The sequence below is a fragment of the Micromonospora sp. NPDC047707 genome, from assembly GCF_040704235.1.
Classification (GTDB): domain Bacteria; phylum Actinomycetota; class Actinomycetes; order Mycobacteriales; family Micromonosporaceae; genus Micromonospora.
On record NZ_JBEYSU010000001.1, the window covers coordinates 332,770 to 350,689 of the forward strand.

General features: G+C 73.6%; 13 protein-coding genes. 2 read left to right on the forward strand and 11 right to left on the reverse strand.

From position 1 onward, the window contains the following. Window positions 1-32 precede the first annotated feature (32 nt). The 11 genes from AB0873_RS01635 to pcaF form a co-directional block, all read right to left on the reverse strand. On the reverse strand, window positions 33-3,704 hold the full coding sequence (locus AB0873_RS01635; RefSeq protein ID WP_366597968.1) for a SpoIIE family protein phosphatase: 3,672 nt from the start codon (window positions 3,702-3,704) through the stop codon (window positions 33-35). Between the two features lie 143 nt (window positions 3,705-3,847). Continuing rightward, a complete protein-coding gene (locus AB0873_RS01640; protein WP_366597969.1) occupies window positions 3,848-4,561 on the reverse strand; it encodes a gamma-glutamyl-gamma-aminobutyrate hydrolase family protein in 714 nt (237 codons plus the stop codon). Continuing rightward, the gene (locus tag AB0873_RS01645; protein ID WP_155333561.1) at window positions 4,558-5,325 is read right to left on the reverse strand and encodes a 3-oxoacyl-ACP reductase; all 768 of its coding nucleotides are present in this window, start codon (window positions 5,323-5,325) and stop codon (window positions 4,558-4,560) included. The genes AB0873_RS01640 and AB0873_RS01645 overlap by 4 nt, the downstream gene beginning before the upstream one ends. A gap of 4 nt (window positions 5,326-5,329) precedes the next feature. Then, window positions 5,330-6,685 (reverse strand): aldehyde dehydrogenase family protein, encoded by a 1,356-nt coding sequence (locus AB0873_RS01650; protein ID WP_366597970.1) that lies wholly within the window; start codon window positions 6,683-6,685, stop codon window positions 5,330-5,332. A 111-nt stretch (window positions 6,686-6,796) separates the two neighbouring features. Beyond that, window positions 6,797-8,161, reverse strand: coding sequence for a glutamine synthetase family protein (locus AB0873_RS01655; RefSeq protein WP_366597971.1), 1,365 nt, complete (start codon window positions 8,159-8,161; stop codon window positions 6,797-6,799). Window positions 8,162-8,224: 63 nt separating this feature from the next. Beyond that, complete coding sequence (locus AB0873_RS01660) at window positions 8,225-9,031, reverse strand: FCD domain-containing protein (RefSeq protein ID WP_366597972.1); 807 nt, start codon at window positions 9,029-9,031, stop codon at window positions 8,225-8,227. A 53-nt stretch (window positions 9,032-9,084) separates the two neighbouring features. Then, window positions 9,085-10,647 (reverse strand): amino acid permease, encoded by a 1,563-nt coding sequence (locus AB0873_RS01665; protein WP_366597973.1) that lies wholly within the window; start codon window positions 10,645-10,647, stop codon window positions 9,085-9,087. Between the two features lie 352 nt (window positions 10,648-10,999). Continuing rightward, window positions 11,000-11,500 carry a DUF456 domain-containing protein gene (locus AB0873_RS01670; protein ID WP_155333565.1) on the reverse strand — a complete coding sequence of 167 codons (501 nt, stop codon included), beginning with the start codon at window positions 11,498-11,500 and terminating at the stop codon, window positions 11,000-11,002. 121 nt (window positions 11,501-11,621) lie between these two features. Beyond that, window positions 11,622-13,784: an EAL domain-containing protein gene (locus AB0873_RS01675; RefSeq protein ID WP_366597974.1), complete on the reverse strand. Its 2,163-nt coding sequence runs from the start codon at window positions 13,782-13,784 to the stop codon at window positions 11,622-11,624. A gap of 5 nt (window positions 13,785-13,789) precedes the next feature. Continuing rightward, complete coding sequence (locus AB0873_RS01680; RefSeq protein WP_366597975.1) at window positions 13,790-14,608, reverse strand: SAM-dependent methyltransferase; 819 nt, start codon at window positions 14,606-14,608, stop codon at window positions 13,790-13,792. A 261-nt stretch (window positions 14,609-14,869) separates the two neighbouring features. Next, a complete protein-coding gene (pcaF, locus tag AB0873_RS01685) occupies window positions 14,870-16,075 on the reverse strand; it encodes a 3-oxoadipyl-CoA thiolase (RefSeq protein ID WP_366597976.1) in 1,206 nt (401 codons plus the stop codon). Between the two features lie 106 nt (window positions 16,076-16,181). On the opposite strand from pcaF, the gene AB0873_RS01690 reads away from it, so the two are divergent. Both AB0873_RS01690 and AB0873_RS01695 read left to right on the forward strand, forming a co-directional pair. After that, on the forward strand, window positions 16,182-17,147 hold the full coding sequence (locus AB0873_RS01690) for a glutathione S-transferase C-terminal domain-containing protein (RefSeq protein WP_366597977.1): 966 nt from the start codon (window positions 16,182-16,184) through the stop codon (window positions 17,145-17,147). Continuing rightward, window positions 17,140-17,808, forward strand: coding sequence for a DUF998 domain-containing protein (locus AB0873_RS01695; protein WP_366597978.1), 669 nt, complete (start codon window positions 17,140-17,142; stop codon window positions 17,806-17,808). Before AB0873_RS01690 ends, AB0873_RS01695 begins: the two co-directional genes overlap by 8 nt. Window positions 17,809-17,920: the final 112 nt, after the last annotated feature.

Sequence of the window (17,920 nt, forward strand, 5' to 3'; positions counted from 1 at the left end):
TGTCCCGACGTGGCCGGGGCTGAAACGGGGCCCTAGCTCTGCAGCCGCCGGCGCAGCGTCACTTCCGTCCCCTCGTCGGTACGGCGGACCGACAGCTCCCCCAGTGCCCGGATCAGCGACAGCCCACGACCCCGGAAGCCCGAGCCGCTCGACTCCCGCCACCGGCCGCTGTCGCGGACCGTGGCGACGACCGTACGGTCCTCGATGGTGACCTCGACGCCGATCGTCCGCTCCGCCGGCTCGACGGGGTGCTCGATGGCGTTGGCCGCGGCCTCGGAGACGGCCACCGTCAGGTCGAACAGGTCGGTCTCACCGACGGAGTGGGCGACGAGGAAGTCCTCCAGCCGCTTGCGGAGCACGCTCAGCCGGGTCGGGTCGGCCGGGAGCCGCAGGGCGAACCGGTTGAGTTCGGCGGCCTCCAGCGCGAGGACCGCGACGTCGTCGCGGCGGGGCCGCTCCGCGACCCGCTCGACGACCGCGTCGACGAGGTCGGCGACGTGCTCGCGGGGCGTCGCCACGTCCCGCCGCAGCAGCGCCAGCGCCGCGTCGATGCCGTGGTGCCGGTCCTCGATGAGGCCGTCGGTGTACAGCAGCAGCCGGCTGCCCGGGGCCAGCTCACCGTCGACGGTCCGGTACGCCGTGTCCGGGATCGCTCCGACCGGCGGCCCCAGGGCCCGGTCGTGCAGGAACGCCACGTCGTCTCCCCGGATCAGCAGGGGGGACGGGTGGCCGGCGCTGGCGTACCGGAGCCGGCCGGTGCGGGGGCTGAACGACAGGCACACCACGGTCGCGAAGGAGCGGCTCTCGGCGGAGCCCACCAGCCGGTTCAGCCGGGTCAGGGAGGCGCCGGGGTCGAACCCCTCCAGCACGTACGCCCGCAGCGCGTTGCGGAGCTGGCCCATGACGGCGGCCGCCCGGACGCCCTTGCCGACGACGTCGCCGATGACGAGCACGAGCGTGTCGTCGCCGAGCGGGACCACGTCGTACCAGTCGCCGCCGACCTCGACGTCGGCGGTGCCCGGCAGGTAGCGGCTGGCGACGACGGCGCCCGGCAGCTGCGGCAGCGAGTGGGGCAGCAGGCTGTGCTGGAGGGTGGTGGCGATGCGGTGTTCGGCCTCGTAGAGCTGGGCGTTCTCCAACCGGACGCCGACCAGGCGGGCGAGCTGGGTGAGCGCCGCCTCGTCGGTCTCCCCGCCGTCGCCGTCCGACCGCCAGACCCGCAGGTCGCCGAGCTGGTCACCGGCGGTGTCGGTCAGCGGCAGGACGAACGACGGGTCGAGGGCGGTCACGCCGCCGGCGTCGGCCTCGTACCGGGCGTCGGGCGTGCTGACCACGACCCGGGCGGCCTCGGCGAGGCTGAGCGCGTGCCGGGCGGCGACCTGGAGCACGTCCCTGGTGGAGCGGGCGGTGTTGACCGCCACCGCGGCGTCGGCCAGCGCTCGGAGCCGGCGGATGAGCTGGCCGCGCAGCTGGCCCAGGTCGACGTTCGCCCGGACGCGGGCGATCAGCTCCTGCCCGGAGAAGGGCTTGGTCAGGTAGTCGTCGGCGCCGACGGACAGGCCGGCTACCGCCTCGGCGGAGCCGGCCCGGGCGGACAGCAGCACGATCGGCACGTGCCGGGTACGCGGGTCCGCGCGGAGTGCCGCGACCAGCCCGAAGCCGTCCAGGCGGGGCATCATCACATCGGTGAGCACCAGGTCGAACGGGCTCTCGACGGCCGTCCGCAGCGCCTCCACGCCGTCGGCGGCCGTGACCACCTCCCACGAGGGGGCGAGCAGCCGGGTGACGTGTTCCCGCAGGTCGGGGTTGTCGTCGGCCACCAGGATCCGCCCGGCGGCGGCCCCGCCGGCACGCGCCCCGGGAGCGGCGGCGCCGATTCCCTCGGCGGGCGCGCCGGCCCAGAGCGCGGTCTCGGCCACGTGCAGCTCGGCCTGCGCCAGCTCACTCGGGAAGGCGTCCTCGGCCTCGGCGATCCGCTCGGCGGGCAGGTGCGCCGAGCCGAACGGCACCGTCACGGTGAACGTGCTCCCCTCGTCCACCGCGCTGCGCACCTCGACCCGCCCGCCGTGCATCTCGACCAGCTCCCGGACCAGGGCCAGGCCGATTCCGGTGCCCTCGTGCGTCCGGGAGCGGACCCCGGGCACCCGGTGGAACCGTTCGAAGACGTGCGGCAGCTCCTCCGGCACGATCCCCACGCCGGTGTCGGCGACCTCCAGTTGGGCCGCGCCGTCGACCGGCCGGACCCGGACCCGGATCTCGCCGTCGAAGGTGAACTTGACGGCGTTGGACACGAGGTTGAGGACGATCTTCTCCCACATGTCCCGGTCGACGTGCACCGGCGCGGGCAGCGGCGGGCAGTCCACCGTCAGCCGCAGGCCGGCCCGCTCGGTGGCGGAGCGGAAGGTGCTGGCCAACCGGGACGTGTACCCGGCCAGGTCGGTCGGCTGGTAGCGGGCGGCCATCCGGCCGGACTCCAGCCGGGAGAAGTCGAGGACCGTGTTGACGAGCTTGAGCAACCGGAGCGCGTTGCGGTGCATCATCGTCAGCCGGTCGGTGTACGCCTCCGGCAGCGCCCGGTCGGCGAGCAGATCCTCCAACGGGCCGAGCACCAGCGTCAGCGGCGTACGGAACTCGTGGCTGATGTTGGCGAAGAAGTTGGTCTTCGCGCGGTCCAGGGCGGCCAGTTCGGCGGCGCGGGCGCGTTCCTGCTCGTACGCCCGCTGCTTGTCGACCGCCCGCGAGATCTGCCCGGCCAGCAGGTCGAAGAAGTTGCGGTACTCGTCGGTGAACTGGAGTCGGGGCGAGATGCCGACGACCAGCGTGCCGACGATCTCGTTGGTGGCGGTGATCGGCAGCACCAGCGCCCGGTCGGCGACGGTGACGCCGTCGAGCAGGTCCGCCACCGGGACGCCGTCGCGGGGGTTCGCGGCGGCGAGCTCGGTGAGCAGGACCGGGGACGGTGGGGTGACCGACGCCGGGTCGACGCCGCTGCACCCGGACAGCTCGAGTCGGCCGGCGTCGTCCCGGAGGTGGATCAGGGCGAATGGGATGTCCGCCCGGTGCCGGTCGAGCACCCGCGCGGCGCTGCGGCCCAGCTCGGCCGTGCTGGTGACCTCGGTCAGCTCACCGCCGAGTTCGGCGAGGGCCCGCAGGCGCCGCTCGCCCAGCACCCGACCGGTCGTCTCGGACACGATGCAGAAGACCCCGGCCACGCGCCCGCCGGCGTCGCGGACCGGGTCGTAGGAGACGTCGAAGTAGACCGTCTCCAGGAATCCGTGCCGGTCGATGACGAAGGGGTGGTCCTGGCCGTAGTACGGCTCCCCGGTCGTGCGGACGTCCGCCAGCACGGGGCCCAGGACGTCCCACGTCTCCGCCCAGTGCTCGCGGGCCGGCTGCCCGATCGCGTCCGGGTGCTTGGCGCCGATGGTCGGCCGGTAGGCGTCGTTGTAGAAGGCGCGGTTCTCCTCCCCCCAGAAGATGACCAGCTGCGACCGGGACGCGAGCGTGGTGCTGATGGCATGGCTGAACGCGGACGGCCAGGTGTCGGGTGTGCCGAGCGGGCTGGTGGACCAGTCGAAGCGGCGCAGCCGCTCACCCATCTCGCCACCCGCCGCGAAGGCCGCCTCGAGCAGCGGGGACAGAGTCCCGTCCATGGGACCCTCGGAGGAGTGTCCCCGCTTCCCGCCCTCCTGGGCCGAGCTCATGCAGCCTCCCGATCCGGCCGTTGCCCGCCTCGGCCCGATGATCCATCGGGCGTGCCCGCCTTGGTACCCCGACGGACCAGCAACGTAACGCACCGGGCGCGTCGGACGCTGATGGGCCGGCCGCCCGGGGACGGCGTGCAGGACTAACCGGGGCCGGCCGTGACGCGGGACCCCGCCGCCGCCCGCACCAGCGCGGTGATCGGCCGGGGGTCGGGCTCCTCCTCCGGATGCCACTGCACCCCGAGCAGGAAGGAGCGGCGGCGGTCCTCCACCGCCTCCACGACGCCGTCGTCCGACCACCCGGTCACCGTCAGGCCGCCCGGGTCGGCGACCCCCTGGTGGTGGTAGGAGTTCACCCGGTCGACCCCGGCCATCACGGTCGCCGCCAGGCTGCCGGGCGCGAACCGCACGGGATGCGCCCCGTACACCCCGGGCGCGGGGCGGTGGCGCTCGTGGCCCACGACGTCGGGTAGGTGCTGGTGCAGCGCGCCACCGGCGGCGACCACCAGCAGCTGCATCCCCCGGCAGACGCCCAGCACCGGCAGGTCGACGGCGAGCGCACCGGTGAGCAGGGTCAGCTCCCCGGCGTCCCGTGCCGGCCGGGGATCGGTGCGCGGTGCGGGAACCTGGCCGTACCGGGTGGGGTCGACGTCCGGCCCGCCGGCCAGGACCAGCCCGTCCAGCACGCCCAGCACGTCCGCGTCGAGGTCGTCCGGGGGCAGCAGCACCGCCCGGCCGCCGGCCGCGGTCACCGCCCGCACGTACGCCTCCGGCACCAGCACCGCCGGCACGTCCCGCCACGTCGCCCAGCTCGCCGGCTCGACGTACGCGGTGACGCCGATCAGCGGCCGGGTCACAGCGGCGTCACGTACGCGCCGGTGATACCGCCGTCCACGACGAACTGCGCCGCGGTCATGAACGAGGCGTCGTCGCTGGCCAGGAAGGCGACCGCGGCGGCGATCTCCTCCGGTTTCCCGAACCGCCCCATCGGCACGTGCACCAGCCTCCGCGCCGCCCGCTCCGGATCCTTGGCGAAGAGCTCCAGCAGCAGCGGGGTGGCGATCGGCCCCGGGCAGAGCGCGTTGACCCGGATCCCCTCCCGGGCGAACTGCACGCCCAGCTCCCGGGTCATCGCCAGCACGCCGCCCTTGCTCGCCGTGTACGCGATCTGCGAGGTGGCCGCCCCCATCAGCGCGACGAACGAGGCGGTGTTGATGATCGACCCCTTGCCCTGCCGCCGCATGTGCGGGATCACGTACCTGCAGCACAGGTAGACGCTCGTCGTGTTGACCCGCAGCACCCGCTCCCAGGCGTCCAGGCCGGTCTCCAGGATGGAGTCGTCGTCCGGTGGGGAGATGCCGGCGTTGTTGAACGCCACGTCCACCCGCCCGTGCCGGGCGACCACGCCGTCGAAGAGCTCCCGGACGGCCGTCTCGTCGGCGACGTCGGCCGCGACGAACTCACCGCCGACCTCGTCCGCGGCCCGCTTGCCCGCCTCGGGGTCGATGTCCACGCAGACGACCCGGGCGCCCTCGGCGGCGAACCGCCGCACGGTGGCCAGCCCGATCCCGCTGCCCGCCCCGGTGACCACGGCCACCCGGTCCGTCAACCGTCCCTGCACGGCGTCACTCTCCCGTCGCGATGAACACGTTCTTGACGTCGGTGAAGGAGTGCAGCGCGTCCGGGCCCAGCTCGCGGCCCAGGCCGGAGCGCTTCATCCCGCCGAACGGGGTCCAGTACCGCACCGAGGAGTGCGAGTTGACGCTGAGGTTGCCCGACTCCACCGCCCGCGCCACCCGGATCGCCCGGCCCACGTCCCGGGTCCAGATCGAGCCCGACAGGCCGTACTCGGTGTCGTTGGCCAGCCGGACCGCCTCGGCCTCGTCGTCGAACGGCAGCACCGACACCACCGGGCCGAAGATCTCCTCCCGCCAGTGCCGGTCCGTTGGTGAGTCGGCGAGCAGCACCGTCGGGGCGTACCAGAAGCCCGGGCCGTCCGGTCGGGAGCCGGTGAAGGCCACCTTCGCGCCGTCGACGTACCCGGCGACCCGGTCGCGCTGGCCGGCGGAGATGAGCGGGCCCATCTCGGCGGTGTCGGCGGCCGGGTCCGCCACCCGCAGTGCCCGCACGGCTGGTTCGAGCAGTTCCAGGAACCGGTCGTACACCGGGCGCTGGACCAGGATCCGCGACCGGGCGCAGCAGTCCTGGCCCGCGTTGTCGAAGACGGCGTACGGTGCCGTCGCCGCCGCCTTCTTTAGGTCGGCGTCGGCGAAGACCAGGTTGGCGGACTTCCCGCCCAGCTCGAGCGTCAGCCGCTTCACCTGGGCGGCGCAGCCGGCCATGATCCGGGTGCCGACCTCGGTGGAGCCGGTGAAGCAGATCTTGCGGACGGCGGGATGGGTGACGAACCGCTCCCCGACCACCGAGCCGGCGCCCGGCAGGACGGTGAACACGCCCTCCGGCAGGCCCGCCTCGCGGCCCAGCTCGGCGAGGCGCAGCGCGGTGAGCGGGGTCAGCTCGGCCGGCTTGAGCACGACGGTGTTACCGGCGGCGAGGGCGGGTGCGAAGCCCCAGGCGGCGATCGGCATGGGGAAGTTCCATGGCACGATCACCCCGACCACGCCCAGCGGCTCGTGGAAGGTCACGTCGAGCCCACCGGGGACCGGGATCTGGCGCCCGGTCAACCGCTCCGGTGCGCCCGCGTAGTAGTCGAGCACGTCACGGACGTTGCCCGCCTCCCAGCGCGCGTTGCCGATCGTGTGCCCGGCGTTGCGCACCTCCAGCCGCGCCAACTCCTCCACGTGCTCGTCGACGAGCGCCGCGAACCGCCGCAGCACCCGCGCCCGATCCCCGGGCGCGACGTTCCGCCACGCCTCGTACGCGGCCGCGGCCCGCCCGATCGCCGCGTCGACCTCGTCCAGGGTCGCCCCGGGAACAGTGGCGATCCGCTCCCCGGTTGCCGGGTTCACCACGTCCGTCACGCGCCCCGCCCCTCCGCACCTCGTCGATCTTGCGGTTCCCGCCCCGACGGGGGCCGCGCATCGTCACGAACCGGGGGCCGACAGTGCGAGATCACGGAGGGCCGTGGGCGGCTACAGACGTTCGAAGCCACGGAACAGCTCCCAGTCCGTCACGGCGGCGTCGTACGCCGCCAGTTCCACCCGGGCCTGGTTGGCGTAGTGGGCGACGACCTCGTCGCCGAAGGCGTCCCTCGCCAGGCTGGAGGTGCGCCACAGGTCGTGGGCCTCCCGGAGGGTGCCGGGAACCCGCTCGGCCCGGATGTCGTCGTACGCGTTGCCGGTGCACTCCGGACCCAGCTCCAGCTTCTGGTCCAGGCCGTGCACCGCGCCTGCGACCAGCGCGGCGATCGCCAGGTACGGGTTGACGTCGGCGCCGGGCACCCGGTTCTCCACCCGCATCCCCGCGCCGTGGCCGACCAGGCGCAGCGCGCAGGTGCGGTTGTCGGTGCCCCAGCGCAGCGCGGTCGGGGCGAACGACCCCGGCTGGTAGCGCTTGTACGAGTTGACGTTCGGGGCGAAGAGGAGACTGAACTCCCGCATCGTGGCCAGCAGCCCGGCGAGCACCCGCTGCCCGGTCGGTGACAGGTGGGCCGGCCCGTCGCCGAGCATCGCGGACCGTCCGTCGGGGTCCCGCAGCGAGAAGTGGATGTGGCAGGAGTTGCCCTCGCGGGCGTTCGGCTTGGCCATGAAGGTGATCGACATGCCCTCCTGGGCGGCGATCTCCTTGGCGCCGTTCTTGTAGATGACGTGGTGGTCGGCGCAGGCCACCGCCTCGTCGTACCGGAAGGCGATCTCGTGCTGGCCGAGGTTGCACTCGCCCTTGGCGCTCTCCGGCGTCAGCCCGGCCCCGGCCATCTGGGTGCGGATGCGCCGCAGCAGCGGCTCCACCCGGGCGGTGCCGAGCAGCGAGTAGTCCACGTTGTACTGGTTGGCCGGGGTGAGGTCCCGGTACCCGCGCCGCCAGGCCTCCTCGTACGAGTCCCGGTACAGCACGAACTCCAGCTCCGTGCCCGCGTACGCGGTCAGCCCGTACGCGGCCAGCCGGTCGAGCTGCCGGCGGAGGATCTGTCGGGGTGAGGCGACGACCGGGCCGGAGCCGTCCAGCCACTCCAGGTCGGCCAGGACCATCGCCGTGCCCGGCTGCCACGGCACCCGGCGCAGGGTCGCCAGGTCGGGCACCATCGCGAAGTCGCCGTAACCCCGTTCCCAGCTGGACATGGCGTACCCGTCGACGGTGTTCATGTCGACGTCGACGGCGAGCAGGTAGTTGCAGCCCTCGCTGCCGTGCGCGACCACCTGGTCCAGGAAGTACGGCGCGTGGAACCGCTTGCCCTGCAGCCGCCCCTGCATGTCGACCAGGGCCAGCACGACGGTGTCGATCTCCCGGTCGGCGACGGCGACCCGCAGCTGTTCGAGAGTGAGCGGAGCCTTCCTCATCTGCGAGCCTCCATAGGAAAGGTCTACTACCGAACCTTTGCATTCGTCAATGGCCGGGCCGTCTCAGGTGAGCAGCGCGCGCAGCAGCTCGGCGGTGCCGTCGCAGTGCTCCTCCATCACCTCCCGGGCGCCGCCCGCGTCACCGGCCAGGATGGCGTCGACGATCCGGGCGTGCTGGGCGTCGGAATGGTCGAGGTTCCTGGTGATCACCGGGATCGCGGCGAGGAGCCGGTCGAGGGTCAACTGCACGTCGGCGACGGCCGCAGCCAACGACGGCGAGCCGCTGGCCGCGGCGATGACCAGGTGCAGCCGGGAGTCCGACACCCGGCGGGTGGCCGGATCGCGGTCCCGGGAGGCGGCCAGGGCACCGACGAGGTGCTGCCGCTCGGTGGCCGCCAGGCTGCGGTTGGCGGCCAGGGCCGCCGCGCCCGACTCCACCACCCGCCGGAAGTCCAGCGCGTCGTGCAGCCGGTCGCCCATCTCGCGGGCCAGCTCGCCCGCGTCCGGCCGGCCGCCGGCCTCGGGTGCGGGCTGCGTCGAGCGGACGAACGTTCCGCCGGTCCGCCCCCGGCGGGACTCCAGGTATCCGGCGTCCCGCAGGGCCGCTATCGCCTCCCGCAGGGTCACCCGGCTGACCTGGAGCCGCTCCGCCAGTTCGCGTTCGGCGGGCAGCCGCTCGCCGACCCGTACCATGCCCAGCTTGATCGCCTGGACCAGCCGGGCGACCGTGATCTCGAAGGCGTTGCCGCCGCGTACCGGCCGCCACACCGGCAGCGCCGGCTCGGGCTCCGCCCTCGCCTCCCGCGCCCACGCCGCACCGACGCCCGGCTCGGCGGCGCCGGCACGGATCGCCCTCAACCGTCCCTCCACGTGTCCAGGGTGGCGGGTCCCCCGGAGCACCCGCCACCCGGGCGGCACCGGCCCTACTCGGTCGGCTCGGTGACGGGCTCCGCGCCGGCCGCCGGCCTGGGGATCGCCGGGTCCGGCACGTTGTGGCGGGGACCGGTGAACCAGTGCCGCGCGCTGAGCACCCACCACAGCCCGGCGCCGCCGAGTACGACGCCGACCGCGACGATCGTGTAGTTGAAGGTGGTGGCGGTGACGGGGCTGCTGGTCGGAAGCACGAACAGCACGCAGATGATCGCGACCCAGACGATCGCGATCCACCCGACCGCCGCGCTCCACCGGCCCAGGTTCCACGGGCCGACCGCGAAGTCCGGCGTGCGCCGGCGCAGGAAGACCGGTGCCACGTACGCGATGTACAGGCCGATCACCGCGATGGACGTGGCCGCGAGATACGCCGTGGTGTTCCAGAGCGACGGCAGGACCAGCAGTGACGAGCAGGCGACACAGAGCCAGATCGAGTTCGTCGGCGTGCCGGTGCGCCGGTTGACGCGCTTCCAGATCCGGGAACCGGGCAGCGCGCCGTCGCGGCTGAACGCGTACGCCATCCGCGAGTTCGCCGTGACCGACGCCATGCCGCAGAAGAACTGGGCGACCACGCAGATGAAGAGCAGGAACGTGCCGAGGTCGTCCCCGGCGGCGTCGATGAAGATCTGCGCCGGGGGCAGACCCAGGTCGGTGGTCCGCTGCGCCTCGTAGTCCTGGATCGACCAGGTGATGGCGAACAGGAGCACGAAACCGGCGATGACCGAGACCACCACCGACATCACGATGCCGCGGGGCGCGGACCGTGCCGCGTCGTGCGTCTCCTCCGCCACGTGGGCGCTGGCGTCGTAGCCGGTGTACGTGTACTGGGCCATCAGCAGACCGATGAGCACCGCGTAACCGGCCGCGCCGGCGAAGGTGAAGCCGGTCTCGTTGCGCACCTCGAGGAAGACCTCGGAGATCGGCTTGTGCTGGTCGGGCACGATCGCGAGCACGGCGACGATGACCGCCACGCCGACCAGGTGCCACCAGGCGCTGATGTCCGACAGGACCCGGACGAGGTTGACGCCGAAGGTGTTGAGCAGGCCGTGGGCGACGATGATGACCAGGAAGATCAGGAAGGTCCGTTCGGCCGTCACCTCCATGTCGAACGTGAGGCTCAGAAACGCCGACGTGGTGATCGCCGCCCCGAAGTCGATCGCGGCGGTCACCGCCACCTCGCCCAGGAAGTTGAACCACCCGACGAACCAGGCCCACGCGGCCTTGTTCCGTTTGGCCAGCGCGGCGGCCCACCAGTACAGCGCTCCGGCCGTCGGGTAGACCGAGCAGATCTCGGCCATGGCCAGCGCCACGAAAATCACCATGACGCCGACGAAGAGCCAGCCCAGCGTGATCGCCAGCGGGCCGCCGGCCGTCATGGCGATGCCGTACGAGGTGATCGCGCCGGCCAGGATGGAGATGATCGAGAACGAGACCGCGAAGTTGGAGAAGCCGGACAGCTTCCGGCGCAGTTCCTGCTGGTAGCCCAGTTGGGCGAGCCGTTCCTCGTCGGTGAGCGGGGCTGGTCGGGGCACGCCGTCCTGGATCGTTGAGCTCATCGATGCCTCCTTGGACCGCCGGAATGAAGGCTGTGACGTACGCCACTTCTGACCGGATGATGGGCCCACGCCCTGAAGCAGGTCAATGGAGATCGACCAAAAATCGTTCAGGACCAGACCATTAACCGATGCCGGCCACCCTGCCCCGCCGCCAAATTACGTTGCCGATCCGGCTGCCGCGACCGCATGCTTGACCACGTGACCAGGCCCGATCACAACGGGCCACCACCGGGCGCTCGGCAACGCCCGGTCCGCGGCGGCGCGGGGCACCCACCATCTCTCTCTCACGCACGGCGCTACGCCGTGCCCGACGGGTCCCCGCGCCGCCGCCCTCCCGGCCGCGGCCCGCCGCTCAGGCGAACAGCAGGCCGGCCACCCAGAGACCGGCCACGGTCAACCCGGCGAGGAACTCCACCAGCATCGAGAGCCCGGCCGCCTTGAGCGCCTGCACCGTGGCCGGCCAAGCGAGCGCGTTGCTGCCCAGCCGCAGCCGCTCGGCGCCCCACACCCCGGCGACGAAACCGAGCAGCAGCCCCACCACCGGGATCACGAAGAAGCCCACCACCCCCAACAGGCCGCCCGCCAGCAGCGACGACGTGGGCACGCCGCTCTGCTTGAGGTTGCGCCCCGGCCAGGCGTACTTGACCACCGCCCCGCCGGCCGTCACGACCGAGGCGAGGGCGAGCACCACCCACCGCCCCGGCCCGGCACCGCCGAAGACGGCCCAGACCAGCACCCCGCCCCAGCACAGCGGCAGCGCCGGAAGGCCGGGCACCACCACCCCCGCCAGGCCGGCCAGGATCGCCAGCCCGGCGACCAGCGTGACCACCGCCTGCGTGTCCGTCAGCCCCACGCCGCCACTCTCCCGCACGCCGGGCGGGCCGCCGCGCCCGGCACCCGGCCACCGCGCCCCGCCAGGCCCCGCGCCGAGGCGCCGGCCACCCGGCCACCACGCCCACCCGGGCGTACGCCCGTCACGTCCCCTCCCCGCGGAGCCGGGCGGTGATCTCGGCCGCGGGCGCCGGCGGACCGAACCAGCGCCCCTGCCCGGTGTCGCAGCGCAGCGCCCGCAGCCGTTCGGCCTGCACCTCGGTCTCCACCGCCTCGGCCGTCACCCACAGCTCCAAGGCGTGCGCCAACCGGACCAGGGCGTCCACGATCCGCTCGTCCCGGTGGCCGGCCACCGCCTCCGGACCGTCGCCACGGATGCCCTCCACGAACGGACCGGCGAGCTTCAGGCAGTGGATCGGCAGCCGGCGCAGGTACGCCAGGTTCGAGTACCCGGTCCCGAAGTCGTCGATCGCCAGCCGTACGCCCAACCCGGCCAGGCGGTGCAGCGACCGCAGCGGCTCCCCGGCGGTCCCCATCACGGCGCTCTCGGTCAGCTCCAGCTGCAACAGCCCGGCGGGGAGACCGCTGCACGCTAGCGCGTCGGCGACCGTGTCCACGATGGCCGGGTCCTCCGCCTGCCGGGCCGCGAGGTTGACACTCACCACCAGATGGGCCTCGGGGAACGCGCTCCGCCACGCCTCCGCGTCCCGGCACGCCCGCCGCAGCACCCACTCGCCGAGCTGGACGATCAGGCCGGTCTCCTCGGCCAGGCCGATGAACCGGTCCGGGCCGACCAGGCCCAGCTCGGGATGCTGCCAGCGGACGAGCGCCTCGACGGCCACCATCGAGCCCTCCAGCAGGGACACGATCGGCTGGTAGTGCAGCACGAACTCGCCCCGGTCCAGGGCCGCCGGCAGCCCGGCGACGAGCGCGGAACGGGCGATGTCCCGAGCGCTGCGCTCCGGATCCCACACCGCCCACCGGCTCCGCCCCTCGGCCTTGGCCCAGTACAGCGTGGTGTCGGCGGCCTTCATCAGCTCCGAAGCGCTGGTCGCACCGACCGGGCACTCGACGATGCCGACACTCGCCGAGACCGCGAGCTGGTGGTCACCGATGCGGACCGGGGCGGCGACAGCGGCCAGGGCGGCCTCGGCCACCGCCACCACGTCGTCGATCTCCTCCGCGTCGTCGACCAGGATGACGAACTCGTCACCGCCCATCCGGGCGACCAGATGGCCGCGACCGGCGACGCAGTCGGCCAGCCGGCGGGCGATCGCCATCAGCAACTGGTCGCCGAGGTCGTGGCCCAGGCTGTCGTTGACCGCCTTGAAGCCGTCCAGGTCGAGGAAGCAGAGGCCGACGCGGCGCTCGGCGTCGGTGGTGTCGAGGACCAGGCCGAGGGTCTCGAAGAAGAGGGTGCGGTTGGGCAGGCCGGTGAGCGGGTCGTGCAACGCCTGGAAGCGGAGCCGCTGCTGGAGCTCGTACCGCTCGGTGATGTCCTCGACCATCGCCACCGTGAACCGGGGGCGGCCGTCGTCGTACCGGATCAGCGAGACGGCCAGGTCCGTCCAGACGACGCTGCCGTCCTTGCGGTAGTAGCGCTTCTCGACCCGGGCGGAGTCGTGCTTGCCCTCGATCAGCTCCTGGTACAGCTCCCACATGCCGGCCGCGTCGTCGGGATGGAACAGCGACGCCACGTTGATCTGCCGCAGCTCGTCGATGGAGTAGCCGAGCATGTCGGCGAAGGCCTGGTTGACGTCGATGATCCGACCGTCGACGCCGGCGATGCCGATGCCCATGGCCGCGCCGGTGAACACCGCACGGAAGCGGGCCTCGCTGTCCCGCAGCGCCTGCTCCACCTCGTCCCGGGCCTGCCAGGCGGAGCGGGCGATCCGCTCCTGCTGGGCGAAGGTGCGGTCGCGCAGCGCGCGGGCGAACCCGGCCGCCAGCGCGCCCTGCATCGCGGCGACGCGGTCGGCCGTCCCGGCCGTGGGCGCCCGGTCGGGCAGCACCTGGGCGACGAAGCGGTCGCCGAGGGCCCGCACGGACCAGTCGAGCACACCCGGCTCGGTCAGGTGCGCCTCGACCAGCGCCCGACCGACGTCGGCGGCCGGGCGGGTCGAGAACGGCTCGGCGAGCAGCGCCCGCGCCAGCCGGACGGTGTGCAGGTGCAGCAGCCGCTCCGTCTCACCGGCGCTCAGCGGCACGAAGCCGAGCCGGCGCACGGCACGGGCCCACTCGGCCGCGTACCCCCGGGCGCCGGCCCGGCTGACGTCGTGCCCGCCCGGCTCCGGGACGGCGGCCACCTCGATCAGCCGGCGGGCCGGTCGTACCGGGCCACACCGCCGAACGCGCCGAACTGCTCCGGCTTGTCGTCCACGTCGGACGGCGAGTCGGGCCGCCACAGCGGCATGTGGACGACGCCCGGCTCGAGGATCGTCCAGTCCCCGAAGAAGCCGGTGATCTCGGCGCGGGAGCGCAGCGTGATCTCGGTGTCGGTCCGCGCCGACAGCCGCTGGGCGTCGAGCATCTCCTGCGGCTGGTCCTCGTACGTGGAGTGGGAGATCACGAGGTGGCTGCCCGGTGCGGCGGCGGCCCGCAGCGTGGCCAGGATGTCGCCCGGCCGGTCGGTGTCCGGGATGAAGTGCACCACCCCGGCGAGCAGGATGCCGAGCGGCCGGTTGAAGTCGAGCAGGCCGGACTCGCGGGACTCGGCGAGGATGCGCTCCGGCTCCCGCAGGTCGGCGTGGACCACCCCGGTCAGGTCGTTCCCGACCAGCAGCTCCCGGCTGTGCGCCACGGCCACCGGGTCGATGTCCACGTACACCACCCGGGCCTTCGGGTTCGTGGACTGGGCCACCTCGTGCACGTTGCCGACGGTCGGGATGCCGGAGCCGATGTCGAGGAACTGGTCGATACCGGCGTCCAGCAGCACCCGTACGGCGCGGCGGAGGAACTCCCGGCCCGCGCGCATCGTGCCCGCCAGGTTCGGCGTCATACTGGCGATCTGCTCGGCGAGCTGCCGGTCGATCTCAAAGTTGTGGGCACCGCCCAGGAAGTAGTCGTACACCCGGGCCGCGCTGGGCCGGGAGAGGTCGATCTCGGCGGGAAGTCCGTCCGGCATCTGCACTGTGCTGCACCCCAAGTCGTCGCCGCGGTGCGGGAGGGAACCGGTGTCGGGGCGCGTGCGGACACACGGAGGCCCACCGGCCGACCCGCGGGTCGTGTGGTGCCCACCACTCTAGGCCCGCCCCACCCGGTACGGGAGATCCAAGCCGGACGACGTCGCCCGCCGGCCCCCGCCGTCACCCAGCGGAACCGACCGACCACAGTGGCCGGTGGGGTCACCGTACCGCGTCCCCCGGTGCCCGGCGGACGCGGTACGGCCGGCTCAGCCGGCGGCCTCCAGCAACAGCGAGATGCCCTGGCCCACGCCGACGCACATCGTGGCCAGCGCGCGCCGGCCGCCGCGGCGACGCAGCTCCAACGCGGCGGTCAGGGCCAGCCGGGCGCCACTCGCGCCGAGCGGGTGCCCGAGCGCGATCGCGCCGCCGTTCGGGTTGACGTGCTCGGCGTCCTCGGGCAGGCCCAGCTCGCGCAGCACGGCCACCGCCTGCGCGGCGAACGCCTCGTTCAGCTCGACCACGTCCACGTCGCCCAGCGCCAGGCCGCGCCGGTCGAGCAGCTTACGGGTGGCCGGCACCGGACCCACCCCCATGATCCGCGGGGGTACGCCGGCCGCGGCGGCGCCCGCCACCCGGGCCAGCGGGGTGAGCCCGTACCGGGCGACCGCGGCCTCCGACGCGACCAGCAGCGCCACCGCGCCGTCGTTGACGCCCGAGGAGTTGCCGGCGGTCACCGTGCCGCCCTCGCGGAACGGCGTGGGCAGCGCCGCGAGCTTCTCCAGCGACGTCTCCCGAGGGTGCTCGTCGACCTCGACCAGCTTCATCTCCCGCCGGCCGGCGGGGGCGGTGACCGGCACGATCTCCTCGGCGAACCGGCCGTCGGCCTGCGCCTTCGCGGCCCGCTGCTGGGACCGGTACGCGAACCCGTCCTGGGCGGCACGGTCGACGCCGTACTCGGCGGCCACGTTCTCCGCCGTCTCCGGCATCGAGTCGATGCCCCAGCCCCGCTTCATCAGCGGGTTGACCAGCCGCCAGCCGATGGTGGTGTCGTACACCTCGGCGGTGCGGGCGAACGCGGTCTCCGCCTTGGGCAGCACGAACGGCGCCCGGCTCATGCTCTCCACGCCACCCGCCACCACGAGGTCGGCCTCGCCGGCGACGATCGAGCGGGCGGCGGACGCGAGGGCGTCCAGGCCGGAGCCGCAGAGCCGGTTGACGGTGCTGCCGGGCACCTCCTCGGGCAGGCCGCCGAGCAGCGCCGCCATCCGCGCGACGTTGCGGTTGTCCTCGCCGGCCTGGTTCGCGCAACCGAGGACGACGTCGTCGGTGCGGGCCCAGTCCACCGACGGGTGGCGGGCGACCAGCTCGCGGATCACGTGTGCGGCCAGGTCGTCGGGGCGGACGCCGGCGAGCGCGCCGGCGTACCGGCCGATCGGGGTGCGGACACCGGCCACCAGGTATGCCACGGTCATCGCGAGTCCTCTGGGGGTGGGAAGGGTGGGGTCGGAGCGCCCGCCGGGTCGCGGCCGGCGTTCCGGGGGCCAGGATATCCGCGCGCGGACGGGATAGGTTGACGGCATGGCCCGGGCCCAGTTCAGCGCAGAGACCAGTCGCGGTGGCGAGTTCGTACGCCAGCCCAACCGGTTCACCGGTCGGGTCACCCCGCATTCCACCTCGGTACCGGGTGGTGGGCCGGACGACCAGGACCGCTGGCCGGTGGAGCCGGGCCGCTACCGGCTGATCTGGTGCCGCGCCTGTCCCTGGGCGCACCGGGCCCGGATCGTCCGCAGCCTGCTCGGGCTGGACGACGTGATCTCCCTCGGCACCGTGGACCCGATCCGGGACGAGCGGGGTTGGCGGTTCACCCTCGACCCGGACGCGTTCGACCCGGTGCTCGGGATCGGCTACCTCTCCGAGGCGTACCTGGCGAGCGACCCCGACTACACCGGCCGGGTCACCGTTCCGGCGCTGGTCGACACGCTCACCGCTCGGGTGGTCACCAACGACTACCCGCAGCTCACGCTCGACTTCTCCACCGAGTGGCGACGTTTCCACAAGCCGGGGGCGCCGGACCTGTACCCGGTGGAGCTGCGACCGGAGATGGACGCGCTGATGGCGGAGATCCACCGGGACGTCAACAACGGCGTCTACCGGTGCGGGTTCGCCACCTCCCAGTCGGCGTACGACGAGGCGTTCCGGGCGCTCTTCGCCCGGCTGGACGCGCTGTCGGAGCGGCTGGCCGGCCGGCGCTACCTGATGGGCGACTCGATCACCGAGGCCGACGTCCGCCTGTTCACCACGCTGGTGCGCTTCGACGTGGCGTACCACGGGCACTTCAAGTGCAACCGGCAGAAGCTGACCGAGATGCCGGTGCTGTGGGCGTACGCCCGGGACCTGTTCCAGACGCCGGGCTTCGGCGAGACGGTGGACTTCGACCACATCAAGCGGCACTACTACGCCACCCACAAGATGATCAACCCCACCGGGATCGTGCCGCTGGGTCCGGACCTCGCCGGCTGGACGACGCCCCACGGACGTGGCTGACCGGCGCCGGGGCACCGCGACCGCCCGCCGGCCCCCGGCCGGGTCCGCCGCCGTGGGCACTCGCCGGGCGGCTGCCGCGGCGGTCGCGGCCGGCAGCACCGTCGCCGGGGTCGCCGCGGTGACCGTCGCCGTGGTCGCCGGTCCCGGCCCCGGTCTGACCGGGTACGTCAGCGAGGCCGGCGTGGCCGGCAGCGCGTACGCCCCGGCGTACCGGATCGGGGTCTTCGCCCTCGCCACGGCGTTGCTGCTGCTCGCGGCGGCGCTTCCGGCGGCGCTGCGGCCGGCGGCGGCGCTGCTCGCCGCCGGTGGTCTCTGCACCCTGCTCTCCGGCGCGGTCACGTGCAGCGCCGGCTGCCCGTTGCCGCCGTTCGAGCGGGCCACGGTGGCCGACCTGGTGCACGGCGGGGCCAGCATCGCCGCGACGGCGGCGGTGGTGTTCGCGATGCTGGCGGTGCTGCTCTCCCCCGCCGCGCACCGGCCGCTGCGCCGGATCGCCGGCGTGGGCGTCGCCCTGGCGCTGCCGCTGTCCGGGGCGATCGGCCTGGCGATGCTGACGGTCGGCCGGAGCGGCCTGGTCGGGGTGCTGGAGCGGCTGCTGCTGGCGGTGGCCGCCGGCTGGGGTCTGGCCACCGCCGCCGCGCTCGGCGCGGCCCGGCGGTGAGGAGACCCGGGCTGTAAGGAGCGTCACCCAAGTCGGTCCTTCCAGCCGTGCGTGCGCCGCGAGTAGCGTCGGCCAACGATGACCAACGTCTGGAACCTCACCGTGCGCCTGT

Excerpts from the sequence above, each read along its gene's own strand:
- pcaF (WP_366597976.1), bottom strand. The coding sequence starts at position 16,075 with ATGACCGTGGCATACCTGGTGGCCGGTGTCCGCACCCCGATCGGCCGG.
- AB0873_RS01635 (WP_366597968.1), bottom strand. The coding sequence starts at position 3,704 with ATGAGCTCGGCCCAGGAGGGCGGGAAGCGGGGACACTCCTCCGAGGGT.
- AB0873_RS01690 (WP_366597977.1), top strand. The coding sequence starts at position 16,182 with ATGGCCCGGGCCCAGTTCAGCGCAGAGACCAGTCGCGGTGGCGAGTTC.
- AB0873_RS01665 (WP_366597973.1), bottom strand. The coding sequence starts at position 10,647 with ATGAGCTCAACGATCCAGGACGGCGTGCCCCGACCAGCCCCGCTCACC.
- AB0873_RS01655 (WP_366597971.1), bottom strand. The coding sequence starts at position 8,161 with ATGAGGAAGGCTCCGCTCACTCTCGAACAGCTGCGGGTCGCCGTCGCC.